Below are 26302 nucleotides of genomic sequence, written 5' to 3' on the forward strand. Positions count from 1 at the left end.
TTTAAAGCCCGTAAAGCCTCCTTACGGCCTTCCCCGGCGCCGTCGCGCCACCGCGATCCAGGCCCGCGGAAACCGCTCAGCAGGCCCCCCAGCCGCCGTCGACCGACACCAGCGCCCCGTGCAGGAACGCGGCCCGGTCCGAGGCGAGCCACAGCACGCAGTCCGCGACCTCTTCGGCCGTCCCCAGCCGCCCCAGCGGATGCAGCGCTACCAGGCGCCGCTCGCGCTCGGGGTCGCGCGTGCGGCCGTCCAGCATCGGTGTGCGGATCATGCCGGGGCACACCGCGTTGATGCGGATGTTGCGGCCGCCATACTCGACTGCGCAGGTCTTCGTCAGCCCCGCCACCGCGTGCTTGCTCGCGACATACGCCGACCCGCCCGCGCGGCCACGGAAACTCAGCGCCGACGCGGTATTCACGATCACTCCGCCGCCCTGGCGCAGCATCTGCGCGATGCCGTATTTCATGCACAGCCACACGCCCTTCTGGTTGACGGCGATCACGCGGTCGAAATCGGCCTCCGACAGCTCCGTGATCGGCGTGGAGGGCAGCGTCACCCCGGCATTGTTGTGCATCACGTCGATGCGGCCCCAACGCGCGGCGACCTGCGCAACCAGCCCTTCGACCTCCGGGGCGCGGCTGACATCGACCTTGAAGAACGATGCACGGCCGCCCTCGCCAAGGATGCGCGCGGCCGTATCCTGCCCTTCGCGCTCCGCGACATCCGCCACGGCAACCCGCGCCCCGGCGCGCGCGAACGCGAGCGCCGTGGCCTGCCCGATGCCGGTGCCGGCGCCGGTGACCACCACCACCCGGCCTTCGAACTCCGCGTTCACGCGCCCTCCCTGCTCCGCTCCCGTCAGTCCGGCACCTTCACGACCAGGCGCCCGTCGTTGCCGCCGCTGAATAGTTGATTGAAGATCTCGGGGACCTTGTCGAAGTCGTCGCGCACGTCGACCTTCGCCACCATCCTGCCGTCGCGGATCCACTCGCCGATCTCGCGGTAGGCCGCCTCGCAGGCCGGCGTGCCGAAATAGTCGGACACGAGGAAGCCCTCGATGCGCGCGGTCTTGACCAGCAGGTTCCACATGTTGCGCGGCCCCGGCGGCGCTTCCAGGGCGTTGTACTGGGAAATCATGCCGCACACCGGGATGCGCGCCCACTTCGCCAGATTGCCCATCGCCGCATCGAGGATCTCGCCGCCGACGTTGTCGAAATACACGTCGATGCCGTCGGGAAACTCTTTCGCGATCGCCGCGGCGATGTTGTCGGAAGCCTTGTAGTCGATGCACACGTCGCAGCCGTAATCGCGCACCGCCTCGGCGCACTTGGCCGCGCCGCCGGCAATGCCGACCACCTTCGCCGCCCCCTTGAGGCGCGCCATCTGCGTCACCAGCGAGCCGACGCTGCCGGCCGCGCCGCTCACCAGCACCTTGTCGCCGGCCTTCATGCCCGCGATCGTCATCAGCCCGTACCACGCGGTGCCGCCGCTGGTGCCCAGCGCGTGCAGGTACATCGGCAGGTCGAAGCCGTGCGAAGTATCCATCGGCGACAGGACGCCGAGGTTGCCGCAACGCACCGGCGAAATCTGGCGCTCGCTGGCGATCATGTACTTCGCCCAGTGGCCGACGCCGGCGACGACCGTGCCGGGTTCCATCTGCGGATTGCGCGACGCCACGACGCGGCCGATCGTCACCCCCATCACCGGCCCGCCCAACGGCAACGGCTCGGTATAGCCGCCGCCGGGCGCCATCCACCCGCGCGTGGCGGGGTCCATGGCGAGGTAGAGCATCTTCACCAGCGTCTCGCCGGCTTCCAGCGGGCGTAGCGGCGACTCGCGCAACTCCATGTCGCTGCGCCGGACGGCCCCCTCCGGCCGCCGCACCAGAATCCACTGCTTGTTCATTTCGACGCCCATCTTGTCCCCCCGCCGCTCAGCGGCTGACGTAGCCGGCATCGACGCTCAGCGTCGCCCCGGTCACGTAGGAAGCGAGATCCGAAGCGAGCCACAGGCTCGCTTGCGCCACTTCGTCGGCGCGTCCGAAACGGTTGAGCAGGCTCAACTGCGGCGCGAACTGCTCTTCGGTCAGGTTGTTGTCGCGCAGCGCCCCGCGCAGCATCGGCGTATCGATCGCGCCGGGCGCAACCGCGTTGACGCGGATGTTGTGGGCACCGTTTTCCAGCGCCGCAACCTTGGTCAGGCCGATGACGCCGTGTTTGGCGGCAACGTAGACACCGTTGGTCGGCTGCGGCCGGAAGGAGCTCACCGAACCGATGTTGATGATCGAGCCGCCGTGCCCTTGGCGGATCATCTGCGACAGTTCGTATTTCAGGCACAGCGCGACGCCCTTGAGGTCCACGGCGATGACGCGGTCGAACTGCGCCTCGTCCATTTCCGCCAGCGGGTGCGAGTCGGGCGACACCGCCGCGTTGTTGACCGCGACGTCGAGCTTGCCGAAGCGCTCCACCGTCGCCTTCACCAGCGCCTCGACCTCGGCCGCGACGGCGACGTTGGCCTTGTAGAAGATCGCCACGCCACCGGCGCGTTCGATCTCGGCGACCACCTCGCGCCCGGTCTTCTCATCCACATCCGCGACCACGACCCGCGCGCCGGCTTCGGCGAACAGCTTTGCCGTGGCGGCCCCCATTCCCATCGCGGCGCCGGTGACGACCGCCACCTTGCCATCCAGCGTCAATGCAACCATCGTCTTTCCCTCGCAGTTTGCCCTATTGCGGCGTGCCGGCCCTTCCGCCACGCCCCGCTCATGCCACGCCCGCCCGGGCATACCACCCGGCGGGCACCACCACCTCCTCGCGCACCAGCATGCCGCGCGTAGCCGACGGATCGACCAGCGGCTGCCCGCGCGCCGCGTCGCGCAGCGCCCACTCGCCCCGCAGGCTGTCGAGACTGTCCCACCAGCTGCACTCGACCGCATCGAAGGGCGGCTCGCCCGCCCCGTCGACGGCCACGTACCGCGTCAGCCGCAGCGGTTCGGCCTCGGGCAGCAGCAGCGGCGTCTCCCCGTCCAGCCAGCGCGCCGCAAAGGCGTCCGCCGCAAACCGCGGATTGCGCCGGAACACCAGGATCAGCTTGACCGCGTCGCCGGGGAGCTCGCCCGCCGCCTCGCGCAACACCCGTTCGCGCGCGACACAGGCCACCGCCGGCGGCACCATGAAACGCGCCTCGTCGGGCCCCGCCCCGTGCAGGTATTCGGGACTCGCCACCAGCCGCTGCAGCGCGCCGATGTCGTCGATCCACAGCTCCGGCGCCCCGTCCGCCATCCACGCGAAACCGTCGAGGTGCGTGTCGATACGGTGATTCTGGATGTAGCCGCGCAGGTAGCCGGCCTCGACGAGCCGCAGCGCGTGCGCCTTGTGCACCGTGCGCCAGTACTGGCTGAAAGCCTCCAGCGTGAAATCCGGCCGCCGCAGCAGAAAGCTCATCACCTTCAACGCGTCGCCGCCCCCGCCTGCCGGCCGCCCGTTCACCGGCTGGTCTCGCCGTTGTCGATGACGATCTGCGAGCCGGTGATGTGGCGCGACTCGTCCGAAGCGAGAAACACCACCAGGTTGGCGACGTCCTCGGGCCGCCCCTGACCGTGGTGGCGCACCTGATCGAGGCCCGCCGACCCGGCATCGAGCGAGCTGATCGCCGAGGCCGTCATCGGCGTGTCGTGCGCCCCCGGCAGCACCGCGTTGCAGCGGATGTGGTAGCTCTGCTCCTGGCAGTGGGCGGCCACGCTGCGCGTCATCGACACGATCGCGCCCTTGGCCGCGGCGTAGGAAACGATCGGGCTCAGCCCCTTGATCGCCGCCACCGACGAGATGTTGATGATCGACCCGCCGCCGCTCTTCGCCATCGCCGGAATCGCGTGCTTGCAGCCCAGGAAGGTTCCCTCCGTCATGACTGCGCCGTGAAGGCGGAACTCCTCCAGCGAGGTGTCCTCGACGGTGCCGAAACGAACCAGCCCGGCATTGTTCACCAGCACGTCGAGGCGGCCGAACTTCTCGACCGTCTGCGCGATCACCGACTTCCACTGCGCCTCGTCGCGCACGTCGTGGGCGATGAAGATGGCGCCGGGGATTTCGGCGGCGACGCGCTGCCCCTGCGCCGCGTTCACGTCCGTCAGCACCACCTTCGCCCCTTCCGCCGCCATCAGGCGCGCATCCGCCGCGCCCAGCCCCGACGCTGCGCCGGTAACGATTGCGACCTTCCCTTCCAGTCTCTTCATTGCGCTCTCCACTCAGGACGAACAAGCCGCCCGCGGCTGCCGCGGGCGATCGAACCGGTCATGCCGCAGCGGCGGCGGTTTGCGCCACGCATTCCGCGGGCGCCGGCGTCGCCGCATCGGTCCCGGCGGACGCCGCGCCGGCCGGCGCCGACACCCCGCGCAGCAGCAGGTGCGACAGCGCCGGCACCAGGATCAGCGCGCCGAGCATGTTCCAAAGGAACATGAAGGTCAGCAGAATGCCCATGTCGGCCTGGAACTTGATCGGCGACCACGCCCACGTCACGACTCCGGCCGCGAGCGTCACGCCGACCAGCGCAACGACCTTGCCGGTGGTCGCCAGCGCCCGCCGATAGGCCTCGCCGACGCTGTGGCCGGAGCGCTGGAACACCAGCTGCACGCTCAACAGGTAGATCGCGTAGTCGACCCCGATCCCCACCCCCAGCGCCACCACCGGCAGCGTCGCCACCTTGACGCCGATGCCCAGGTACACCATCAGGGCCTCGGCCAGCACCGACGTGAGCACCAGCGGCACCAGCGCGACGATGACCGCGCGCCAGTTGCGGAAAGTGATCAGGCACAGCAGCGCGACTGCGGCATACACGTAGAACAGCATCTTGCGGTTGGCCTCGCGCACGACCATGTTGGTCACCGCGTCGACGCCCGCATTGCCCGCGGCGAGCAGGATCTCGCGCTCGTCGCCGCCGTGGCGTTGCGCGAACGCGGTAGCCGCCTGCACCACGCCGTCCAGCGTCGCCGCCTTGTGGTCGGCGAGGTAGGCCAGCACCGGGCTGAGCGAGCAGTTCGAGTTGAGGAACTCGGAGTTCCACGACACCGCGTTGTTGATCTGCGGGTCGATCAGGCTCTGGTTGTCGCTGATCGTGCCCCACTTGGGGCTGCCCTCGAACATGCCGGCCATGTAGCTGCGCACCGTACCGGCCAGCGAGGCAGTCCGCTGCACACCAGGCACCTGTGCCAGGGCCCAGTCGAGGCGGTCGATCTCGACCAGCGTCTCGTAGCTGCGGCAGCCGTCGTCGGGCGTCTTCACCATCACCGCGAACACGTCGCTGGAAATGCCGTAGTTGGTCGTGATGAAGGCGTTGTCGCGGTTGTAGCGCGAATCCGCGCGCAGTTCGGGGGCGCCCGGATCGAGGTCGCCGATCTGCAGCTTCAGTGACGCGGCGAACCCCGCCAGGCCGAGCACCAGCGCCACTGCCAGGCTGCCGACCGCCCAGCGCCGCTGCGTGAAGTTCTCCAGCCCGCGCCACACCAGATCGAAGCCCCGCGGTGTGCGGCCGGCGGCCTGCTCGACCGCGAGACTGCGTTTCGCCGCGGCGGGCGTCACGCCGATGAAGGACAGCATCACCGGGATCAGGATCAGGTTGGTGAAGATCAGCACGCCGACGCCGATACTGGCCGTCAGCGCCAGTTCGCGGATCACGGGAATGTCGATGATCATCAGCACCGCGAAGCCCACCACGTCCGCGAGCAGCGCGGTCATGCCGGCGAGGAAGAGCCGCCGGAAGGTGTAGCGCGCGGCCACCAGGCGGTGCGTGCCGCGACCGATGTCCTGCATGATGCCGTTCATCTTCTGCGCGCCGTGGCTCACCCCGATCGCGACGACGAGGAACGGCACCAGCATCGAATACGGGTCGAGCTGGTAGCCGAACAGCGACACCAGGCCGAGCTGCCAGACCACCGCCATGATCGAGCAGCCCAGCACCAGCACCGTGCTGCGGATGCAGCGCGTGTAGCTGTAGATGATGGAAACCGCGATCACCACCGCGATGAGGAAGAACAGGGCGACCTTCTCGAGGCCGGAGATCAGGTCGCCGATCAGCTTGGCGAAGCCGATCACGTACACCCGCACTTTCGCCCCGTCGCCGCTCGTGTAACGGCTGCGGATGTCCTCCAAGCTGTCGGACAGCTTCTTGTAGTCGACCGGCTTGCCCTCGGCATCGAGCGGACGCAGCGGCACCACGATCATGCTGGAGCGGTAGTCGTTGGCCACCAGACTGCCGACGACGTTGGCGCGCGCGATGTTGATGCGCAGGTCCTCGATGGTGCGCGGGCTGCCGTCATAGTCGTGCGGCAGCACCGGCCCGCCGGCGAAGCCTTCCTCGGTGACCTCGGTCCAGCGCACCACCGGCGTGAAGATCGACTTCATCCACGGCCGGTCGACGCCGGGCAGCAGGAACACCTCGTCGTTGATCTTCGCCAGTTGCTGCAGGTAGTCGGCGTTGAAGATGTCGCCGTCGACGGCTTCCACGACGATGCGCACCGAATCGCCGAGACCGCGCAACTCGTCGCGGTTCTGCAGGTAGTTCTGCACGAAGGGATGGCCCTGCGGCAGCATCTTGTCGTAGCTCGCGCTGACCTTCAGGCTGCTCGCCTGATAGCCGAGAAACGCCGTCAACAACAGGCACACGAGGATCAGCACGAGGCGGTTGTTGAAGATGATCCGCTCGAGGAAACTGCCGGATTGGTGGTCGAAATTGCGCGGGTCGCTGATCACCGCCATCTCGACGCTCTTGTAATGGGCTGCCATGTCTTTTATCCGTTCTCAGTTCGAACCACGTGCGGACGACGGCGTCGCGCCGGCCGGCCCGAGTCCCTGCGGCGCCGCCAGCGCCGCAGAGCGCACGCCCTCCGCCCCGACCAGCGCCAGGTTGCGCTCCCCGAATGCCGCCACCCCGCCGTAGGACATGGGGCGCGGCAGGCTCAGGGGACTGAAGGACTGTCCGTTGTTGCTGCTGATGAAGGCCGTGCCGGCCATGCTGACGAGCACGACGTCGTCGTTGCCGAGCAAGGCCGCGCCGGTCATCCCGGCGCTGCTGCCGAGATCGATGCGCTGCCACGTCTTGCCCGCATCCGCGCTGCGGAAGACGCTCCCGCGCATGCCGTGGGCCATCACCACCTTGCCCCCGACGGCGATGCCGAACAGGGTGCCGTCGTAGCCGACGTTGCCGGCGACGAAGCGGTCGGCGCCCGGGTCGTACTTCCACACGCTGCCGGTCTCGCCGACCAGGAACAGTCCCGACGCCCCGGCACCGATGTTGAAGAAATTGAGTTCGCGCGGGTTGTCCACCTTGTGCATCAGCGGCACCCAGCTCTTGCCGCCGTCGGTGGTGCGCAGGATGCGGTTGAACGTGCCGGCGACATAGCCGCGCTGCGCGTTCTCGAAATACACCCCGAGGAACGGCTGCGTGCCCCCCATCGCGACCACGTTCTTCTCGCGCGTGGCATATTCCCCGGCCTGCGCCAGGCTGCCGTCGGCCGCCGCGCGGTCGTAGTAGTCCACGATCAGCTGCGAGGCCGACTTGCCGTCGAGCTGGCGCGTCCAGCTCTTGCCGCCGTCGGCGCTGTGGATCACCACGCCGCCGTGGCCGACTGCCCATCCCAGCTCGGGCGACGGGAAATGCACCGCGAGCAGATCGCTGCTGACCGGCACCTGCGCCTGCGTCCAGCTGCTGCCGCCGTCGTCGCTGAATACGACATGACCCCGCTGCCCGACCGCCACCAGTCGCCGGCCTGCCGTCGCCACCGCCGTCAGCGGGCTCTTCGCCGCAAGGCTGCTCGCCTGCGCCGGAACCTCCGAGGGGTCCTGAAACCCCGCCGCCAGCGGTCCCGCCGCCAGCGCGAGGACCAATACGAGCAATCTCCCGCCCGCCCTTCCTGGACATTTCATGTTCATGCTCCGGAGTGCGCGTGCCGCGCGTGAAACCCAGACAAAAAGCGAGGCCGTGCCACGCACGGCCTCTCCGCTGCTAGCGCACGCCGCCCTGGCTCAGCGCGGACGACTCGTAGAAGTTCACCGGCTTGGCCTCGGACTCCTTGGTCACCACCATCATCCCGCCTCCGGCCGGCGTGTAGGCCTGACGCACGTAGGCGCCGTTGGTCAGGTCATGCACCACGAACTCGTGGGTGTTGTGGCCGGTGGTCTCGTAGAAGGGATAGAAGTTGGTCTGGCTCACGCGGTAAATCTTGCCCGCGTCGTCGTAGTTCTCCGCCATGCCAACTGCGGGGATGTCCTCGTCCCAGTAGATCACGCGGCGCGGATAGACGTGGCGCTTGCCCGGCTTGAGCGTGGCCTCGACCACCCAGACGCGGTGCAGCTCCCAGCGCACGCAATCGGGATTGAGGTGGTTGGGCGCGAACACCTTTTCCGACGAGCACTGCTTCTCGTCGTGCAGGCGGAAGGTGTTGTAGGGAATGAGCATCTCCTTCTTGCCCACCAGCTTGTAGTCGTAGCGGTCCTGCGAGCCGTAGAACACCTGGGTGTCATCGACGGTGCCGACGCCGCCGCCGGCCGGGCTGGGCGTGTCGTAGGCGACGTCGGGCGAGAGCTTCACGCGGCGCTGGCCGGGCAGATAAGTCCATGCGCGGCGGCCGACGTTGACCATGTCGACCGAGTCGTGCAGCACGAGAATCTCACCCGCCTTACGCGCCGGACCGGTCCAGTCGACGCGCCCGTACTCGAGGATCTCGTCGGCCGCGATCGGGGTGGTCCGCGCCGGGTTGAGCGTCGGGAAGGTCTGCCAGTACACGAAGGCACCGGTCTGGATCACGCGTCCGCGTGCATCGACCAGCGTCGAGGTCTGCGCCGGCGAATAGTACGCATACTGGTCGTACTTCATCGTGCGGTTCCACATCAGCTCCGAGCCGTTCTTCGGAATCGGGAACGGCACTCCGCCGTAGCACGTACCTGCCAGCTGCAGCAGGTTGTCGGCCAGCTTGCAGGTGGCCGCGTTCTTCAGCGTGTTGTCGACGACGTATTTCGGATACTTGGCGGTACGGTGGGTCGGATAGACATCCATGCGGAAGGTCGGGTACTTCTTCAGCAGCTCCTTCGAGCCCTCGGTGAGCTTGTCCGCGTACTGCGCCGCGTTCGCCGCGGTGACGCTGTAGAGCGGCTTCTCGGCGGCGAACGGATCGGGGCGGAAGCCCGGCTTGGCGGGGTCATAGCCGGCCGGCGGCTGGATGCCTCCGGCATATTCCGGAATGCTCTTGTCGGCGTTGCCGGCCTTGATCGCGCCCCACGGGGTCAGCGTGGTGCCCAGCTGCTTGATCTCGTCCGCCGTCAACCCCGCGGCGGCATTGCCGGCCATGCCCATCGCGACGATCAATGCCGCAGTCTTGCCATGCAGTTTCATTTGTCAGCTCCAGTGTCTTGCCGCTGCGAGGCGGCTCAGAATACGGTCTTGAAGGTCAGCGACACCCAGCCACGGTCGCGCAGGATGCCCGCGCCGTTGGTGGCTTCCCACGTTCTTGCCCCCACCCCCGGCACCGGCGTGATGTTCGGGCCGGTGGTGAAGTTGCCGATGTAGTCGTTGTAAGTGAGGTTCACGTTGTATTTGGAATAGATGTCGAGGCCGAGGCCGATACTCCACGCACCCGCATCCTGGGCGGCACCCAGCGGTGTCGGCGAGTTGCCCTTGAGGCCGATGCCGAAGTTCACCGGCATGGTCAGGTCGATGCCCGGCATCACCTGGAACCAGGTCGGGGTGATGCCCAGGTTGAACCCCCATGCCTCGTCGCTCGCACAGCCGGCCTTGATGCCGCCGCTGCAACCGCCGTACTTCGACCCCTTGTGCTTGAAGAAGGCCCGCGTCGAGTCGTTGACGTCGTCGAGTCGGCTGTACGAGATTTCCGCCGTCACTGCGGCCGAATCGAACAGCGGCGTCTGGCCGATGTAGGCGATCATGTTGAGCAGGCCGTGCCAGGTGCTGCCGAGCGCGAGCCCCGCGGCGTTGGACGTCAGCGGCGTATCCTCGCGGCGCGACACCTCGCCGCTCACCGACACGGCGCCCACCAGGCGGGAGAAGCTCACGCCCCACAGTTTGACGTCCTCGGCATAAGCATTGACGAGGCCCTGCGGGGTGGCGATCATCGTCGGGTAGCGGTCGTCGAAACGGCGGTAGTAGAGGCCGAGATCGCCGCCGAGCGTGTCCGACTTGATCTTCGTCATCACGCCCCAGCTACCGGTGTCGCCGGGCTTCTTGTGGGGACCGTGGTCGCGGTCGCCGAGCACCGGGAAACCGAGGAAATTGGTGCCCCCCAGAAAGCTCAGGTCCGCCCCGCCGAGATAGGTGCCGCCTTCGGGCAGGCGATGCGGATCCCATTCCAGGTAATAGTTCGCTGCGACGCTGATCTTGTCGGTCAGCTGTCCCGCGGCGGAGATCTGGTTCTGCGGCAGGAACAGTTCCTTCGCCTCGATACCGGGCGTCGAGGTCGCCTTGCGCAGGTCGAGCGGCCCCTGGCCGTAGGCGATGCTGTTGCCGAAGGTATACAGGGACTCGCCCCAATACACGTTGTGCCGGCCGGCGCGGATATTCACCGGCACGGAACCGAGATCGACGCGGGTGAAGGCGAAGGCGTCCAGCAGTTCGCCGGAGGTTCCGTACCAGCGCTTCACGTCGTTGGTGAACTTGTTGTGCGGATAGGCGGTGCCCAAGCCCGCGCGCTGGTAGGCCGGATGCCCCTTGACGTCCTCGTCGAAGGCCATGTCGCTCCAGCCCGTCGCCGAGACGCGGAAGCCATGGTTCAGCTTGTAGACCAGGTCGAATTCCGAGAGCAGGTCCAACCGATTGGTCACCACGTCGCCCTTGTCCCAGCCGTGGTTCGTCGCCTGCGACACCCACGCGTCACCCAGCCTGTTGTCGCGCTCCTCGACACGCCAACCGATGTTGTACTTGACCGTGTTGTCCCAGCGCACCACCAGGTCGTCACTGCCGGTGTCGAACTTGAACGCGCTTGCCGGCGACGCCGCACAGGCCATCGCCACCGCCGCCGCGACGCCAGCAACGCGCCTGCCACCCGCCCCGCACCCCGCACCTGTCCTGCTTCTTCTCATGTCATTCCTCCTCGCCTCTTTTTAATATTCCGGCCCAGGCAGACCGGAGATCCTGTCAACAACACATAAAACAAACCATCAGGTCGGTTTTAACATTGTCCAGCTTTCTCCCTTGATGCTTCGTACTGCAACCCCCTTTGCAACCTTCTTTGCAACCTCGGCGCGGACCCGCTCCCGCCCGCCCCGGCGCGCGCGGGCCCGCGTCAACCGGTTTCAGTTGTCCCTTGCGCCGTCGGCGATCCAGGCATGAATCCGCTCGCGCGTTTCGTCCTCCAGCGGCGGCTGCGCGAACGGCATGCGCACCCCGTTGCCGCCCGCTTCCAAGTGCGTCCCCTCGATCTTGTGCAACAGGTAACTGCCGGCCGGGTCTCCCGGCGCGACGAGTTGCAAGGGACTCTCTTTCGACTGGACCTTGACGATGCTGCGGTACGCCGCGGCGGGATAGAGCCTCATCCCGCCCGGCTCGTCACCGGTGAGATGGCAGGTAGCGCAGCGGGTACGCAACACCGGCACGATGTCGCGCGCAAAACTCACCTGCTGCGCCTGGGCCGCCGCGGCCCCCGCGAACGCGGTGGCCATCGCGGCGGCCACGGCCGCCCAGCCGCGCGCTTTCATGCCTTCTGAGCAGCCGCGTGCCGGCCGGCCAGATAGCCGAACGTCAGCGCCAGCCCGATCGTCCCGCCCGCGCCGAGATAGGCCGGCCCCGACGGACTGGCGATGCAGTTGCCGGCGCCATACAGGCCGGGAATCGGCTTGCCGTTCGCCGCCAGCACCTGGCCGTTCTCGTTGATCGCCGGCCCGCCATTGGTGTCCAGCGCGCCCGGCGCGAGGATCACCGCGTACAGCGACCCCTTGCGGTCGATCGGGTACATGGTGCTGTTCGGCTTGTCGTTGTCCGCGTAGGTGTTCTTCTTGCTGACGGGCGAAAACACCTTCTGCCATTGCCGGTCGTAGTCGTGCAGGCCGCGGTCGAAATCCTCGTCGCGTCCCGCCTCGGCGAAGCGGTTGAAACGTTCGATGGTGGCGTCGAGGTTCTCGGCGAAGTTATCTACGATGCGGTAGTTGCCCACCGCCGCCGACAGCGACGTCAGGCGCTTGCGGATGTTGTCGGCGAGCTCGCGCGAGTCGCGCCCCTCGATCAGCCATTTCGATTCGCGCTTGTCCAGCGGCAGCGGCAGCGCGCCGGCATAGCGGTTGAGGGTGCGGTCGTCGAACACCATGAACATGAACTGGTTCGGGTACTCGGCATTCACCGGATCGAAGCCGAAGTGCGCGCGCGTGCGGTCGTTGTAATTGCGCTTCTCGTTCACCACGCGCTTGCCGTACTTGTTCACGTGGATCATCGAGTCGCCCGGCGCGAAGAACACGCCGTGTCCGATGGCGCGGTTGTTGAGCGCGTCCTCAAGGATCACCGGCGTGCGCCATGCCGTGCCCAGCGAGCCCATCTTCGCCCCCGCCTGCTGCGCGATCGAGATGAAGTCGCCGGTCGAGCCGACCGCTGCGCAGGCGCCGTACACGCCCGGCTGGTGCAGCCGGACCAGTTCGAGGTTGTGTGCATAGCCGCCGGTGCCGAAGATCACGCCCTTGCGTGCCCGGATGCGCAGCGTCTTGTCCTTGTTGCGCACTTCCAGTCCGACCACGCGCTCGCCGTCCTTGATCAGTCCGACCGCGCGATGCTCGAGCAGGAAGGGCACCTTGTGCTGGGTCAGCCACTGCTCCAGTTGATAGGCGAGGCTGTTGCCCCCCGTCGTCGACCCCGCCCCGACCGCCGGCTCCAGGGCGCGCACGTTGTTGGCCTTGTTCTCCGCCAGGTGGTCGCCGTAGTCGGGCGGGAAGATGTTGACGTCCCACACCTTGAACTCGCGGAATTTCGTCGCCCCGATCTCCTCCATCCATTCGACCATCTTCGAGCCGTTGTCGTAGAAGGCCTCGAGCAGGCGGTAGGCCTCCGGGGCGAGCCCGAGCGTGGGGCTGTTGACGTCGTAGCACTCGGGATGCGAATAGCGGGCCATGTAGCGCAGGCAGTCGGCACGGTTGTCCTGCATGTTCTTGGCGGCGATGAAGCGGTTGTTGGGAATCCACGTCACGCCGCCCGACTTGCCGGTCGTGCCGCCCGCCATCGGCAGCTTTTCGACAACGACGACCTTGGCCCCCGACGCCACCGCGGTCACGGCGGCCGAACACGCCGCCGCGCCCGAGCCGACGCAGATCACGTCGGTCTCCATGTCCCACTTCTGCTCATCGCGGCTGCGCGTGGCGGCACTCGCCGGCATGGCCGCGACTGCCGCCGCGCCCGCCGCCGCCCCGGCCCCCAGCAGCACCTTGCGGCGCGCCAACAGTTTCCCCAGATCCTTCTCTTCCTTGCCGTTCATGCCAACTCCCCGCATTTTCAAGCCCGAACCGAAAAATCCGCCTCACGCGCGCTCCTGCGAAACTTAGTCGCGCGCACATGCGGCTCCAGATCCATCCGTGGCGAACAACACGACCGACCGGTCGGCTTGGTTTCGCCCGGATGCAGAATTAACGCATTCCGGTGAAACGGTCAACACAGGGATGTGCGGCGGTCGCGACGCAGCCGCCGGACACGAGAACGCGGGCCGAACGGCGCCGAGGAAATGTTCATGAACTGTCTCCTGTATCGTTGTGACCGGATCGACGCCGCTGCGGCGTTCCCGCGACCGGGATCCACCGCAAACAGACATGACCGGTTTTATTTTACCGCGCAAACCCCGCGTGCCCGCCCCTGTCCGAGCCACCCCGAGACGGCCGCGTCCGGCCCCTGCACTCTGGAGACCGCGCCGCCGCGCTCGACATAAAAGAACCGACACGTTGGTTTGTTTTTATGAGACTACGCCGAAAGACCAAGTTTGCCAAGTGCCCTTCCAAAAAAATTTCGCACTGCCGGCAGGGCTCCGCCGTCAGGGGCGCAGGCGCGCGCGGGCGAGCAGGATGACAGCGAATGCCGCCCCGCTGGCCGTCAAGGCGGCGGTGGTCCCGAAGCGCTCGGCGACGCTTCCCCACAACACGCTGCCAAACGCGCCCGATCCCTGAAAGACCACCAGGAAGACGCCCAACGCGCGAGCGCGCGCCGCGTCGGGAATATCCGCCTGCATCGCACCGATGCCGGCATTGACGACCATGACCCACGCCGCGCCGGTCATCCACACGAGCACGAGAAGCGCCTCCCTGCCGTGCGCGCGCGCGATGACGAGGGTGGTCGCGGCGCAAACCAGGATGGCGCATCCCACCACCGTCTCGCGTCCGTAACGGCGCGACAAGGCGCCCAGCAGCGCGGCGCCGGTCGCCGCACCGACGCCGGAGGCCGCCACCAGGAATCCGTACGCGGGCGCATCGCCTCCGAGGCGTTCGCGCACCAGCGCGGGCAACAGCGCGATCAGGCCCGCCCCGCTGGCAACGAACAGTCCGACCCGCAACAGCTGCGGGCGGCAACCGCGCGAGGCGCGCGCGAGGCCGACGATGTCGTCCGTGCCTGCGGCCCGCGCGGCAGGGGACGCAGGCGCGATGTGGCCCAGCGGGTCGAGAAAACGGATCATCGCGATGACGGCGCCGAAACCGGCCACCGCGCAGCCGAACACGGCGCTGCTGCCGTATCCCGCGATCACCATGCCGGCTGTCGCGGGCGCCGCGGCGCGGGCGAGGTTGTAGGGAATCGTCGCCAGGGTGATCGCATCGGAAAGGTGCTCCGGCGCCGCCGCGCGGCAATGACCGGAATGCCACGCCGGCGCCAGCAGCGCCGACAGACAGCCGAACAGGAAGGTCAAGCCCAGCAAGGCGGCCGGATGCACCTGCGGCGACAGGCTGACCGTCCACAACAAGGCCGCCGATGCCAGCATGCAGCACTGCACGCTCAGCACGTAACGCCGCAGGGCGAACCTGTCGGCCATGATTCCGCCGGCCAGCGCGAACAGGCACGCCGCGAGGCTGCTTGCGGCCGGCACCAGCGCAACCAGCAGCGGCGACGGCGTCAGCGAAGCCATCAGCCACGAAACGCCGACCGTCTGCATCCACACCGCGAAATACATGACGCACCCGCTCGTCCACAGCAGGCGGAAATTGCGCTCGCGCAGGGGAGCAAAACTCATCGCGCGGGCTCAGTCACCGAGCGGCCCGGACATGTCGCGCGCGACGGCGCGCCACCGCCTCAGGCCCGGGAGGCGAGATCGAGCGCCTCTATCGCTGCCTTGTCATGCGCCATAAGCGCCAGCAAACGCTCCATCCGCGAGATGCGCTCGGGGTCGAGATCGTCCATGTGGCTCATCGCCACGCCGCGGAAGGTGAAGTGGGCGATGTCGGTCAACAGCAGCAGCAGGTCGGACGACTTGTCGGCCCAGAACGGGAACACGCGCAGGATGATCGGCGCGATGCCGTCGTTGAGGATGTCCTGCGCCCGGCGCACGACCTTGGCGAGTTTCTTGTCGGTCCGCGCAGCCATCAGCAATTCGTGCGCAGCGGCAAACGACGGCAGCGAGTAGTAGGTGCGTACCAGCTCCATCGCCTTCAGCGTATGCGAAAGCTGCGCCTCGGCGCCGGCCGGCAGCGGCGGAACGATGGTCCGTGCCAGTTGCTCGAATTCCTCGAGCCGCCGCTCGGCGAGGTAGATCGCCGCCTTTTCGATGACGTCGGCACGCGAACTGAAATGGTGCATCATCGCGCCGCGCGAAACCTTGCCGCATTTAGCCACCAGCTCCATGGTGGTCTTCGCATACCCCTTGTCGATCAGGCACTTGATGACCGCCTCGAGAATGACGGTCTGCGTTACGAGGCTCTTCTCGGCCTGCTTGCCCGACGCGCGCACGGTCGCGAGCACGCGCGAATTCTTCCTGCCTATGCCGGGGCTGCCGGCGCTGCGCGAACGCACACTGCCGGGGGTGGTGGTTTTGCTCATGTGAAGTTATCGCCGCGATTGTTTTTTTAAATTATAACACTCTGATCAAACAAGGACTTGCGCATCCTTCAGATTGGCGATGGTGTTTTCGTCGAGTCCCAGCAGTTCGCGATAGACGTAGTCGTTGTGCTCACCGATCGCCGGAGTGGGCCGGCTCACCGCGGGCGGCGTGCGCGTCAGCAGCCACGGCGTCGCGTAGATCTCGCACGCCTCGAAGCTGCCGCCGTCATGCCTCACCTTCAGGCCCCGGCCGTCGAACACCTCATGGCCGTCGCGTTCGCCGAGCTCCAGCACCGGCGCGGCCGGCACTCCGGCGGCGGCCAGCGCAGCGACTGCCTCGTCGCGGTCGGCGGCCTCGCACCACGCGCGAACGGCGGCCCCGATCTCCCCTGCCCGTGCGCGCCGCGCCGCGGCCTCGCACAAACCTTCGTCCGCTGCCCAGTCGCCACGCCCCATCAGGCGGCACAGCGCCCGCCAGTCGCCGTCGTTGCGCACCGCCAGCGCCAGCCATTTTCCGCCGCCGCGCGCGGCAAAGATGCCGTGCGGGAAATAGTGCGGATGGGTATCGCCCTGTATGCCCGCTTCGCGTCCGTTGAGTTGGAAGTCCACCAGCGGCTCGCCGGTCGTGGCGCACATCGATGCCGTCTGTCCGAGGTCGACGAACTGCCCCGCGCCGGTGCGGTCGCGATAGGCGAGCGCCGCCAGCGCGCCGACGGCGCCCTGGATGGCCTGGGTGGTGTCGCCGAGGCCGAAACACATGAAGCCGGTGGCGTCGCCGTTGTCGGGATAGCCGACCACGCTGTCGAGACCGGCGTAGCCCGAGGCGATCGCCGCGAAACCCCGCATGTCGCGCTTGGGCCCTTCCTGCCCGGCCATGCTCATCGACACCACGATGATCCCGGGATTCTCCTTCGCCAGATCGGCATAGCCGAGGCCGTTCTTCGCCATCACGCCGGCGGCGAAGTTGTCCATCACGATGTCGCAACGGGCCGCCAGCTTGCGCACCAGTTCGGCGCCGCGCGGATCGGCGATGTTGAAGGTGGCAGACTTCTTGGAGCGGTTGTTGTGGCAGAAGAAATATGAGTTGTGCGCGTACAGGCGCATGTTGTCGGGGCGCAGCGTGGTCTCGATGCGGATCACCTCGGCGCCCATGTCGGCGAGCAGCTGGGCGGCCATCGGTCCGGCCCAGTTCCAGCCGAAATCGAGCACCCGCACCCCGTCGAGCGCGGCGCGCCCGCTGCCCGTTCCATGCAGCGCCCGCCGGCCGCCGCCCGCGGCACGCACCGCAGGACCATCCGCATCGAGCGCCGGCGCGGGCGCACGTATTGCCGTCGGCGTGCGCGAGAAGCGGTAGCCAGGCTTGGGGATGCGTACGTCGCGCCCGCCGATGGCGACATGCCCCCATTGGTCGCGGAACGCCAGCTGGCTGCTGCCGAGCACCTCGGGGAAGTCGTTCACCGAACCGATGATGAGCCCGTTCGCGTTGGCCAGCTCCTGCAATTGGGCGCGCGTATGCTGCTTGAGCCAGCCGCGGAAGGCGAGGTCCACCTCGCCCCCCTCGTCGAGCGCGCCGAGGTACAACGAATCGCGGTTCTGGCCCTCGTCGGCCCACGCCGGATCGCCCATCAGGCGGAGGTAGGAATGCCACTGTTTGCCATGGATCGTGGCGATGCAGACGTAGCCGTCCGCGGCCGCGAAGAAGCCGGTCGGGTACAGCGCGCCCTTGATCGTCCTGCCCGCCCGCTTCCATTCGATGCGGCGCTTGGCGGTGACCAGCGCCATGCCGCCCACCTGGTAGGCGAGCACCTGCGCCGACGAAATGTCGATGCCCTGGCCGCGCCCCGAGCGGCCGCGCTCGTGCAACGCGCACAGGGCCGCGGCGAGGCCGTGAAAACCTGCCTGGTAGTCCGCTTGGTCGAAGGGCAGCGGCAGCGGCGCGCGGTCCGGGCGGCCGATCGCGACCGGGAGCGCGCTGACGGCCTGAACGGTCAGCTCCGTGCCGGCGCGCTCCGCCCATTTCCCGGTGCGCCCGTACGGCGACAGCGACACGATGACCAGGTGCGGATGGCGCGCCTGCAGCGCGTCGAAGTCGAGCCCGTGGCGGCGGCGCGCGTCGGTGTCGAGATTTTCGACCAGCACGTCGGCGCCGGCCAGCAGCGAATGAAAGAATTCCAGCTCCGCGGCGTCATCAAGGTCGGCGACGATGCCCTTCTTGCCGGCGTTGAGCAAGTGGAAGAAGCCGCTGCGCTCCGGGTGCGGCAGATCCTGCGGAAAAGGGCCGCGCCGGCGCGCGGCGTCCCCCTGCGGCGGTTCGACCTTCACCACGTCGGCGCCCAGGTCCGCGAACAGACGGGCGCAGAACGGGGCGGCGACGCCGCTGCCGTACTCGATGACGCGCAGGTGGGCGAGCGCGCTCACGACACGGCTCCCGGACGCGCCGGCAGACACACCGTGGCGCTGCCGACCGAGGTCTTCTCGCCGCGCGGGTGGCTGACGCTCCAGATCTCCAGATCCACCAGATGGTCGTTCCCGACCACGCGCTTGCCGGTGACTTTGGCATGCAGGCGGATCGCGTCGCCCTGCCAGTGGAAGGCGAGGAAGCGCACCTGCAGGCGCCGCAAGCAGCCGTGGTCGCCCGCCCACGAAGTGAGCAGCTGGCTGTACCACGCGAGCCGCTCGAACCCGGCCTCGTACGCCGCCGGCATGCCAAGGTATTTCTGGCAGCGCTCGTTGGTCCAGTGAATCGCCACCGGCGGCTCGGGAACGTTCTCCTCGTTGCGGATCGCCAGCGCCGGGTAGCGGTCGTAGAGTTCGAGCGCCATCTCGTGCCCGACGAACCAGCCGCCGGGGCCGCGCACGAATTCGAAAGCGAGCTTGCTGGTCAGCGTCACCGGGCCCTTGATGATGTGCGGAATCTCGCCGCCGACCTCGACATCGCCGAACCAGCGCGGCTCGGCGCCGCGCCGGTTGGCGAGATTCTGGCGGCGATACTCGTCCCACACCGCCTCCAGCGCCTCATTGGTCCACTGCACCGGCTCGATCTTGCCGTACTTGGACGAGCCGGTGGCCTTCTTGCGCGAAAAGCGGTGCCACGAGGTGCGGTAGGTGGCGACGTCCTCGCCGGCGAGCGTGCGGATGGACGTCTCGTAGTCCTGGATGCCGGCCTTGCCGCCGGCGAACTCGCTGTCGACGATGCGCGCGCCGGTCAGGCTCGTCGCCACCTTCATCGGATCGTCCGCGAACAGCGGCCGCGTCCATTCGAACTCGCATTCGCGCCAGATCGCATGACAGCCCGGGAAGCCGTCGGTGGCGCCGTTCATCGCCTCGGTGTAGGCGAGCAGCGTCGGCGGCGCGAGCATGCGTCCCCACGGCGAACGGCGGGCGTAGGCGAGATCGGTATAGAGCGGATTCTCGTCGGCGAAGCCGCGCGCGAAGCGGCCGGCGGTTTCGAGGCTGATGAAGAAGTTCGACTCGCCGTAACCGGCGTCCCACTGGTTGGGCACCAGAAAACCGCGCATCAGCGAACCGCGCTCGGAGCGCTCCACGCCCCGGCGCTGCAGCAGCCGCTCCAGGTGCCCCTCGGTAACCTCACCCCACCCCTCTGCGGGCTTCTTCAATGCCGTCATGCTTGCTCCTCGTTCCTGTTGGTGTCGTCGGGCCGCCCTGCCAGGGCGTCTTCCGGCGTGTGTCATACCTGCATACCTGGCGCCTAGATCTCCAGCGCCACCATGGCGCCATGTCGGGTCGCCTCGGCGATGCGCCGCGGCACCCATGCCGAGCCGGCCAGATAGATTTCAGCGATGCTGCCGTCGGCCTTGAGTTGTTCGTAGAGCGACGCCTCGGGCACCGAACCGCACACCAGCACGACACTGTCGAAGCCGGTGTGGCGCAAGGGGCGCCCGCCGAAAGCCGAGACGAAATCGAGGCCTTCAGCGTCGATGGCCGCCAGGCGCAGGTTCGTGTGGATGCGGATACCGTGGCGTTCGAGCCGCTCGAACACGCTGCCGAGCGAATAGCGGTCGATGGCGGTGCCGAGTTGCGGCGACTTGTGGAAGATCTCCACCTCGCGACCCGATTCGGCGATGAATTCGGCGACATTGGGCGTCTCGAAGTAATCCTCCTGCGCGACCAGCGCGACCCGCCGCCCCGGCACGGCCCTGCCCTGCAACACGTCCCAGCCCTGCATCACGTGCGGCAGTCCGGTGCCGGGGATGCCCTGCGGCACCCGCGGCAGCGAACCGGTCGCCACGATCACCGCGTCGGGCGACAGCTTCCTGATCGCCTCGACGGTGGCGGGAGTCTCCAGGCGCAGATCCACGCCCAGACGGGCCATCTCGTTTTCCTGGAAGTAGATCTGGTCGCCGAAGGAGTCGCGCCCCGGCGCGTTGGCGGCGATGCGCAACTGGCCGCCGACTTTTTTGCCCTGTTCCAGCACCGTCACGCGGTGACCGCGCAGCGCCGCCACGCGCGCAGCCTCGAGCCCCGCCGCGCCGGCCCCGGCAACGACGACTTTCTTCGCCACCGGTGCGGGCCGGAAAGCGGATTTCCAGTGCAGCTCGTTGCCGATCGCGGGGTTCACCGAGCACATCGGCGCGCGCAACGAGTCGGGTACGTAGCTGTGCACGGCCTCGGCGATGCACCGGTTGCAGCCGATGCAGCGGCGGATCTCGATGAGCCGGCCCTCGCGCGCCTTGTTGGCGAACTCCGGATCGGCAATGCCGGCGCGGGTCATGCCGACGAGGTCGCAGCAACCTTCGCGCAGCAATTCCTCGGCCAGCACGGGGTCGTTGACGCGGCCGCTGAACAGCACCGCCACCTTGCCGTCGAGGTCGGCGCGCGCCGCCTTGCCGGCCTCGCGGTAGTCGGCGTGGCCGTGAAAGGATGGCGGCACGTAGGCATGCACGCCCCAGCCGTGGCCGACATCGATATTGACGAAGTCGAGCAGCCCCGTTTCGCCGAGATAGTAGGTCATCTCGCGCATCGCCATGTGGTCGTAACCGCCCTGGCGCGACTCGCAGCCGTTGATGCGTATGCCCACCGCCAGCCTGTTGCCGGTGCGGCTGCGGATGCGTTCCAGCGCCTCGACAACGAAGCGGATGCGCTCGCGCGCGCCGCCGCCCCAACGGTCGTTCCTGAGATTGGTGACCGGCGAAAGGAAGGTGTGCGGCAGCGTCTCGTGCGCACAATGCAGCTCGATGCCATCTGCGCCCGCGGCCTGGGCCGCGGCGGCGGCGTCCGCATAGGTGTCGAGAATGAACTCGATCATCGCGTCATCGAGCTGGTGCGGGACGTAATCGTAGGTCTCGGTCACCGGAACCGGCGACGCCGCCATTGCGTGGTTGAGGTGGGTGAGCTGGAAGACGGCCACCGCGCCGGCCTTGTGCACCTCGTCGCAGAAGCGGCCGACGGAACCGAGGAAGGCCGGCACCTGCCACAGCGCGGTCCGCACCGCCGCAGCGCCCGGGTAGAACTCGTCGCGCGCCCCGGCCGGCAGCGGCGAATTGAGCAGCCACGTCTCGCTGCCGATCCAGCCGGTACCGCCGCGCGCCTTGGCGACATGGTGCTCAATGAAGCGCTCGTCGAGCAGCCCGCCTGTGGCCGAGGCGCCGATCGAATTGGTGGTTTCGCAAATGCGGTTGGGCACCCGCATCGGGCCGACTTGAAGCGGCGAAAACAGGCGATCGAACCGCACACTGCTCATGCTCTACCCCTCCCTTGCCGACCCGGCGATGCTGCCCGGCACCTTGCCCGGGCCGCCCGCCGGATAATATAAACCGACGTGTTTGTTTGTTACGATGGTATGAAAAGCACGCGCGAAAGTAAAGCGTGCTTTCCCGGGAAGGCGGAAAAACCGGCCATCCGGTCAGCGGTACACGAGCACCGGGAACTTCGAGTGCAGCAGCACCTTCTGCGTCTGCGACCCGAGCAACAGCCCCTTGATGCCCCGGTGTCCGTGCGAAGCCATCAGGATCAGGTCGCAGCCGCACTCCTCGGCCGTGGCGATGATCGCCTCCCACGGCTCCTGGGCTGGCCGCGACCGCACCTGCGCGTCGACGCGGCCGTCGGCAGCGACCTTCGCCGCGCGCTCCAGCACCTCGCGCGCAATCTGCGCGCGCCGTGCCTGGTACTCCTGAGGATCGATGGTGCGCAGCAGCTCTTCCTCGCCATAGATCGAAGAGCCGGTATCCGGCGTGGCATAGAAGAAGGTGATCTTCGCGTCGGCTTCGCCGGCGAACGACACGGCTTTGCGGACCGCACCGTCAGAGAGGGAGGAACCGTCGATGGGAACGAGCAGATGACGAAACACGATGCAGGATTCCTTTAACCGTTACAGAAAGGGATTGGCACTGCCACACCCGGTTCAGGGCTGGTAGGCACCGACGGCGACAAGATATTTATCGACGCGGACGAAGAACGAGCGCTTGCGTTCGGTCTTGCGTGTCACCGGATTGAGCCAAAGGTAGTCGACTTCGCCTTCGCTCTTCGTTTTCGCGGTCTTGAGCATGGGTGCGATGACAGGCTTTCCGTCCGCATCCGTCAACCCGCGGACATCCTTGCCGACGAGGCGCGGCAACGCGCCGTGGGCGCGCATGCGGCCGTCCTCGGTACTCACGACGAAGACGTACAGGTCATCCTGGACGAAACCGCCGTTGAGGTCGTTGAAGCTCGCAAACGCTTTGCCGCCTTCCTGCTTCAGCTCGTGGACCGCACGCCACAGCAAGGCCTTCGCCTGCTCCTCCGAGGCGCGCGGCAGGTAGTAGCCCGCAACGAAGACGCGGTCGCCGACGGGCCGGAAATACGCCACCTTGCGCTCGATGCGTGCGTGCTGACGGTTGAGCCAGCGATATTCCACGTTGCCCGGACGTCCTGTCCGCGCCATTTCGAGAATTTCGCGCACGAACGGTTTGCCTTCCGCGTCGCGCAGGTCGCCGATGTCCCGCCCGACCAGAATCAGGGACGGGCCGCCGCTGATCTGCAGCACACCGTCCATGCCTACAACATAGACGTAGAGATCGTCGGTAACGAACTCACCCGGGCGGGTGAAGGCGCCGAAGGCGAGTTCGCCATCCTTCTCGAAGCGCGCCACGGCGCGGTCGAGCAGGTTCTGAACGCGGACCGAGTCCGCCGTCGGGGCGTCATCGGCGGCGCGGGCAACCGTCGTCGCGGCCAGGAACACGCCCAGACAGCACGTCAGCAAGAATCGAACAGGGTTCATCGCATCAGCCTCACAAGTTTTCTCTGCAGTCACCGTTGCAAGTGCCGGCGGCACTCCGGAATATGCCGTCAATGATGCCGGAAAAAATGGGCGTCGCGAACAAATGCACGATCGAGAGGAGAGGAGTCCCATCACGCAGACGATGACATCGCGACGCCCTACCACGGGAAAGCTGTTCCTCCGCGCACTAACCCAAAGCATGCGGAGCACCCGGCAAACGCACTGAATTGCCAAGGTTAGTGCAATATTACAAACAGACACGTTCGTTTGTCAATTGTTCGTTTGGCCAATTCGCCGAGCATTGCAAAGGCACGGCGTCGCCCATCCGGCATCATTCGTTAAACCAGCCTTGTCTGTTTTTTTGATTGATGGCGGCGCGGGGCGGCGTACCGCCCCCGGGAGGACGACGCGCCGGCGCCGAGCAGCGGGAGCGGTACCCGCGCTCATCCCCCCTGCCCCGCCAGATATTTCGGATTGCTTTCCATGACCTTGGTGCGGACGGTTTCGAGCAGGTGCCGGCGCGCGGCGTCCCGCCACGGGCCGGCGTCGCCCCGGCCGGCGCGGATCGCGTGCGCGAACTCGCGCTCGAGGCCGATGAGCCGGCGCCGCAGTTCGGCCCCGTCCGCCGGCCCGTCCCCCGCCGGGTGACCGAGCAGGCGCTGCAGCGAGTCCAGTTCGCGGCGCTCGCCGTCCTCGCCGTTTTGCAGCTGGCGCATGGCGATGATCATGGCGTTGGCGATCATCAGCGCTGCGTGCCGGTGCTCTGCGGCGAGCGCGGGCAGGAGCGCTTCGCGCAGCACCGTGCGCGCGGTTTCGAGCAATTGGGCGCCGGTCGGTTCGTCGCGCATCAGCGAGTCTCCGTCAGGGTGAGGATTTCGTATTCGAGTTCCGGCACGATGTGACCGGTAAGCGCGAGCATCAGCGAGCTCTCTTCGCCGCACAGGTGGCGTTCGGCCTGCTGCACGGCGATCACGGCCCAGTTCAGATGCGCCATCACTTCCCAGTAGTGGATGTCCTCGCCTTCGAGGCGCCGGCCGGTGACGCTCGCATAGCCGCGGTAGAAGTCTGCGCGCGCGCCGATGCCGCCCGCTTCGCCCTGTCCGCCGAAACGCCAGCACTTGGCGCAGAACCAGCCGACGTCCTCGAGCGCGTCGCCCCAGCCGGTGAATTCCCAGTCGAGGATCGCGGTGAGGCCGTTCTCGTCGACCATGTAGTTGCCGGTGCGGAAATCGCGGTGGCACAGGACGAGTTCGCCGCGCTCGGGGGCATGGATTTCGAGCCAGCGCAGGCCCCATTCGAGCGCGGGGTGGGTGCTGCGGTGGCCGTCGAGGAAGCGGCGCATGCGCGCGACGTGCTGCAGCGCGGGCGAGGAGCCGGGCGCGGGCAGGAAGGCGAGGTCCGTGCGCGGCGGGCGGATCGAGTGGATGCGCCCGAGCTCGGCGCCGAGGCGTTCGAGCAGCGCGCGCCGGTCGCCGCCGAGCGTCGCGTCGCGCACGACGAGGTGGGAGGCGGCGACGCCGCCGACGAAGCGCATGACGAAGAACTGTTTGCCGATGAGCGTCGCGTCGCGGCACAGCCACAGCGGCTCGGGCACGGTGACGCCGGCGGCGTGGGCGGCCTTGAGGAGCGCGAACTCTTCGGCGCGGCCGTGGCTGTTGGCGACGCCCGAGGGGGCGTCAGTGCGCACGACCAGCTTCAGTTCGGGGGCGAAGGGGCCGCCGCTGACGGCGGCGCGGATGAACCAGTTTTCCTGGATCGAGCCGCCGGAGAGGAGCTTCGCTTCCTCGATCGCGACGCGCTCGGCGCCGGCCTGCTGCCCGATGAATGCTTCCAGCGCGCTGCGCATCGGTTCGTTCATGGTGTGCACACTCGTCGGTGGTTCGGAAATGGGTTCGTCTCAGGCTTCGCGCGCGATGCCCTTGAGGACGCGCTTGGCGATGCTCCAGCGGTGCACTTCCGAGGGGCCGTCGTAGATGCGGAACGCGCGCAGGTCGGCGAAGATTTGCGCGACCGTGGTCTCGCGCGCGACGCCCTGCCCGCCGAGGATCTGCACGCAGCGGTCGACGATGCGCCAGCAGGCTTCCGAGACGAGCACCTTCGACATGCTGGAGTCGTGGATCGCGAGATGCCCCTGGTCGAGCACCCATGCGGTGTGCCAGATCGCCAGGCGCGCCGAGTGGAGGTCGATCTCGTTGTCGGCGAGCATGAAGCCGACCCCTTCGTGGCTGCCCAGCGGCCGGCCGAAGGCGTGGCGCCGGCGCGCGTAGTCGGTGGCGATGTCGTGGGCGCGCCGCGCCGCACCGAGCCAGCGCATGCAGTGCGTGAGGCGCGCCGGCGACAGGCGCACCTGCGCGTACTTGAAGCCTTCGCCGAGCTCGCCGAGGATGTCGGTGGCGGGCACGCGCAGCTTGTCCAGGCGCACGACGCCGTGCCCGCCGGGGAAGCAGGTGTCGAGCGTGTCCATCGCGCGCTCGACGACGAAGCCGGGACGGTCGGTGTCGGAGAGGAACATCGTCGCGCGCCCGTCTTCGAGCTTGGCCATGATGATGGCGAAGGCTGCGCCGTCGGCGCCGGTGGTGAACCACTTGCGCCCGTCGATGACGTAGTGGTCGCCGTCGCGCACCGCCGTGGTCTGCAGCATCGACGGGTCGGAACCGGCCCCGGGCGTGGGCTCGGTCATGCAGAAGCAGGAGCGGATCTTGCCGGCGGCGAGCGGGCGCAGCCAGCGTTCCTTGTGCTCGGGGCGCGCCACGACCTCCATCAGGTGCATGTTGCCTTCGTCGGGCGCGGCGATGTTGAGCGCGACCGGCCCGAGCAGCGAGTAGCCGGCCTCTTCGAAGAACACCGCCTTGGCACGGTGCTCGAGCCCGAGGCCGCCGAATTCCTTCGACACGTGCGCCGACAGCAGCTCGGCCGCACGTCCCTTGGCGATCAGCTCCGCGCGCAGCGCTTCGCTCGGCCCGTGTGCGGTGCGCCGCGGGTCGCGCTCGAACGGGATGATTTCCTCGGCGATGAAGCGGCGCACTTTCTGCTGCAGCGCCGACAGCTCTTCCGGCAGTTCGAAATTCATGGTTTGGTTCGCTCCCTCGCGATGTGGCG

21 protein-coding genes are annotated in these 26302 nt (G+C 67.7%); all 21 read right to left on the minus strand.

Translation table 11 applies throughout. From position 1 onward, the window contains the following. Positions 1-76 precede the first annotated feature (76 nt). The gene (locus tag F464_RS0110315; protein ID WP_018989727.1) at positions 77-835 is read right to left on the minus strand and encodes an SDR family NAD(P)-dependent oxidoreductase; all 759 of its coding nucleotides are present in this window, start codon (positions 833-835) and stop codon (positions 77-79) included. 23 nt (positions 836-858) lie between these two features. After that, positions 859-1905, minus strand: coding sequence for an NADP-dependent oxidoreductase (locus tag F464_RS0110320; RefSeq protein ID WP_232428884.1), 1047 nt, complete (start codon positions 1903-1905; stop codon positions 859-861). Positions 1906-1933: 28 nt separating this feature from the next. Continuing rightward, positions 1934-2704, minus strand: coding sequence for an SDR family NAD(P)-dependent oxidoreductase (locus F464_RS0110325; protein WP_018989729.1), 771 nt, complete (start codon positions 2702-2704; stop codon positions 1934-1936). 58 nt (positions 2705-2762) lie between these two features. Further along, the gene (locus tag F464_RS29890) at positions 2763-3443 is read right to left on the minus strand and encodes an EthD domain-containing protein (RefSeq protein WP_157353677.1); all 681 of its coding nucleotides are present in this window, start codon (positions 3441-3443) and stop codon (positions 2763-2765) included. Positions 3444-3484: 41 nt separating this feature from the next. After that, on the minus strand, positions 3485-4231 hold the full coding sequence (locus F464_RS0110335; RefSeq protein ID WP_018989731.1) for a glucose 1-dehydrogenase: 747 nt from the start codon (positions 4229-4231) through the stop codon (positions 3485-3487). Between the two features lie 58 nt (positions 4232-4289). Then, a complete protein-coding gene (locus tag F464_RS0110340; protein ID WP_018989732.1) occupies positions 4290-6776 on the minus strand; it encodes an efflux RND transporter permease subunit in 2487 nt (828 codons plus the stop codon). Positions 6777-6791: 15 nt separating this feature from the next. Continuing rightward, complete coding sequence (locus F464_RS0110345) at positions 6792-7916, minus strand: WD40/YVTN/BNR-like repeat-containing protein (protein WP_157353679.1); 1125 nt, start codon at positions 7914-7916, stop codon at positions 6792-6794. Between the two features lie 79 nt (positions 7917-7995). Continuing rightward, positions 7996-9381, minus strand: a complete 1386-nt coding sequence (locus tag F464_RS0110350; RefSeq protein ID WP_018989734.1) for a DUF1329 domain-containing protein — start codon at positions 9379-9381, stop codon at positions 7996-7998. A 35-nt stretch (positions 9382-9416) separates the two neighbouring features. Beyond that, the gene (locus F464_RS0110355) at positions 9417-11081 is read right to left on the minus strand and encodes a DUF1302 domain-containing protein (protein WP_157353681.1); all 1665 of its coding nucleotides are present in this window, start codon (positions 11079-11081) and stop codon (positions 9417-9419) included. A gap of 213 nt (positions 11082-11294) precedes the next feature. Beyond that, positions 11295-11696 (minus strand): hypothetical protein, encoded by a 402-nt coding sequence (locus F464_RS28260; protein ID WP_018989736.1) that lies wholly within the window; start codon positions 11694-11696, stop codon positions 11295-11297. Continuing rightward, positions 11693-13453, minus strand: a complete 1761-nt coding sequence (locus F464_RS0110365; protein WP_018989737.1) for an FAD-dependent oxidoreductase — start codon at positions 13451-13453, stop codon at positions 11693-11695. Before F464_RS0110365 ends, F464_RS28260 begins: the two co-directional genes overlap by 4 nt. Positions 13454-13999: 546 nt before the next feature. Continuing rightward, positions 14000-15184: an MFS transporter gene (locus tag F464_RS0110370; RefSeq protein ID WP_018989738.1), complete on the minus strand. Its 1185-nt coding sequence runs from the start codon at positions 15182-15184 to the stop codon at positions 14000-14002. Between the two features lie 59 nt (positions 15185-15243). Further along, positions 15244-15987, minus strand: a complete 744-nt coding sequence (locus F464_RS29895) for a TetR/AcrR family transcriptional regulator (RefSeq protein ID WP_018989739.1) — start codon at positions 15985-15987, stop codon at positions 15244-15246. 45 nt (positions 15988-16032) lie between these two features. Beyond that, a complete protein-coding gene (locus tag F464_RS0110380) occupies positions 16033-18405 on the minus strand; it encodes a CaiB/BaiF CoA transferase family protein (RefSeq protein ID WP_018989740.1) in 2373 nt (790 codons plus the stop codon). Next, entirely contained in the window at positions 18402-19613 is a 1212-nt protein-coding gene (locus tag F464_RS0110385; RefSeq protein ID WP_018989741.1) for an FAS1-like dehydratase domain-containing protein, read from the minus strand. The genes F464_RS0110380 and F464_RS0110385 overlap by 4 nt, the downstream gene beginning before the upstream one ends. An 83-nt stretch (positions 19614-19696) precedes the next feature. Continuing rightward, entirely contained in the window at positions 19697-21688 is a 1992-nt protein-coding gene (locus F464_RS0110390; RefSeq protein ID WP_018989742.1) for an oxidoreductase, read from the minus strand. 162 nt (positions 21689-21850) lie between these two features. After that, positions 21851-22294, minus strand: coding sequence for a universal stress protein (locus tag F464_RS0110395; protein WP_018989743.1), 444 nt, complete (start codon positions 22292-22294; stop codon positions 21851-21853). Between the two features lie 54 nt (positions 22295-22348). Beyond that, positions 22349-23203 (minus strand): cache domain-containing protein, encoded by an 855-nt coding sequence (locus F464_RS0110400; protein ID WP_018989744.1) that lies wholly within the window; start codon positions 23201-23203, stop codon positions 22349-22351. Positions 23204-23646: 443 nt separating this feature from the next. After that, complete coding sequence (locus F464_RS0110405) at positions 23647-24051, minus strand: DUF6285 domain-containing protein (RefSeq protein ID WP_018989745.1); 405 nt, start codon at positions 24049-24051, stop codon at positions 23647-23649. Next, a complete protein-coding gene (locus F464_RS0110410; protein WP_018989746.1) occupies positions 24051-25061 on the minus strand; it encodes a phosphotransferase family protein in 1011 nt (336 codons plus the stop codon). The genes F464_RS0110405 and F464_RS0110410 overlap by 1 nt, the downstream gene beginning before the upstream one ends. A gap of 39 nt (positions 25062-25100) precedes the next feature. Then, positions 25101-26273, minus strand: coding sequence for an acyl-CoA dehydrogenase family protein (locus tag F464_RS0110415; protein WP_018989747.1), 1173 nt, complete (start codon positions 26271-26273; stop codon positions 25101-25103). Positions 26274-26302: the final 29 nt, after the last annotated feature.

This window comes from Aromatoleum toluclasticum ATCC 700605 (genome assembly GCF_000378245.1).
GTDB classification, from domain to species: Bacteria; Pseudomonadota; Gammaproteobacteria; order Burkholderiales; family Rhodocyclaceae; genus Aromatoleum; species Aromatoleum toluclasticum.

Excerpts from the sequence above, each read along its gene's own strand:
- F464_RS0110335 (WP_018989731.1), bottom strand. The coding sequence starts at position 4,231 with ATGAAGAGACTGGAAGGGAAGGTCGCAATCGTTACCGGCGCAGCGTCG.
- F464_RS0110390 (WP_018989742.1), bottom strand. The coding sequence starts at position 21,688 with ATGAGCAGTGTGCGGTTCGATCGCCTGTTTTCGCCGCTTCAAGTCGGC.
- F464_RS29895 (WP_018989739.1), bottom strand. The coding sequence starts at position 15,987 with ATGAGCAAAACCACCACCCCCGGCAGTGTGCGTTCGCGCAGCGCCGGC.
- F464_RS0110320 (WP_232428884.1), bottom strand. The coding sequence starts at position 1,905 with ATGAACAAGCAGTGGATTCTGGTGCGGCGGCCGGAGGGGGCCGTCCGG.
- F464_RS0110365 (WP_018989737.1), bottom strand. The coding sequence starts at position 13,453 with ATGAACGGCAAGGAAGAGAAGGATCTGGGGAAACTGTTGGCGCGCCGC.
- F464_RS0110340 (WP_018989732.1), bottom strand. The coding sequence starts at position 6,776 with ATGGCAGCCCATTACAAGAGCGTCGAGATGGCGGTGATCAGCGACCCG.
- F464_RS0110400 (WP_018989744.1), bottom strand. The coding sequence starts at position 23,203 with ATGAACCCTGTTCGATTCTTGCTGACGTGCTGTCTGGGCGTGTTCCTG.
- F464_RS0110350 (WP_018989734.1), bottom strand. The coding sequence starts at position 9,381 with ATGAAACTGCATGGCAAGACTGCGGCATTGATCGTCGCGATGGGCATG.
- F464_RS29890 (WP_157353677.1), bottom strand. The coding sequence starts at position 3,443 with ATGAGCTTTCTGCTGCGGCGGCCGGATTTCACGCTGGAGGCTTTCAGC.
- F464_RS0110325 (WP_018989729.1), bottom strand. The coding sequence starts at position 2,704 with ATGGTTGCATTGACGCTGGATGGCAAGGTGGCGGTCGTCACCGGCGCC.
- F464_RS0110355 (WP_157353681.1), bottom strand. The coding sequence starts at position 11,081 with ATGAGAAGAAGCAGGACAGGTGCGGGGTGCGGGGCGGGTGGCAGGCGC.
- F464_RS0110410 (WP_018989746.1), bottom strand. The coding sequence starts at position 25,061 with ATGAACGAACCGATGCGCAGCGCGCTGGAAGCATTCATCGGGCAGCAG.
- F464_RS0110415 (WP_018989747.1), bottom strand. The coding sequence starts at position 26,273 with ATGAATTTCGAACTGCCGGAAGAGCTGTCGGCGCTGCAGCAGAAAGTG.
- F464_RS0110385 (WP_018989741.1), bottom strand. The coding sequence starts at position 19,613 with ATGACGGCATTGAAGAAGCCCGCAGAGGGGTGGGGTGAGGTTACCGAG.
- F464_RS0110405 (WP_018989745.1), bottom strand. The coding sequence starts at position 24,051 with ATGCGCGACGAACCGACCGGCGCCCAATTGCTCGAAACCGCGCGCACG.
- F464_RS0110345 (WP_157353679.1), bottom strand. The coding sequence starts at position 7,916 with ATGAAATGTCCAGGAAGGGCGGGCGGGAGATTGCTCGTATTGGTCCTC.
- F464_RS28260 (WP_018989736.1), bottom strand. The coding sequence starts at position 11,696 with ATGAAAGCGCGCGGCTGGGCGGCCGTGGCCGCCGCGATGGCCACCGCG.
- F464_RS0110370 (WP_018989738.1), bottom strand. The coding sequence starts at position 15,184 with ATGAGTTTTGCTCCCCTGCGCGAGCGCAATTTCCGCCTGCTGTGGACG.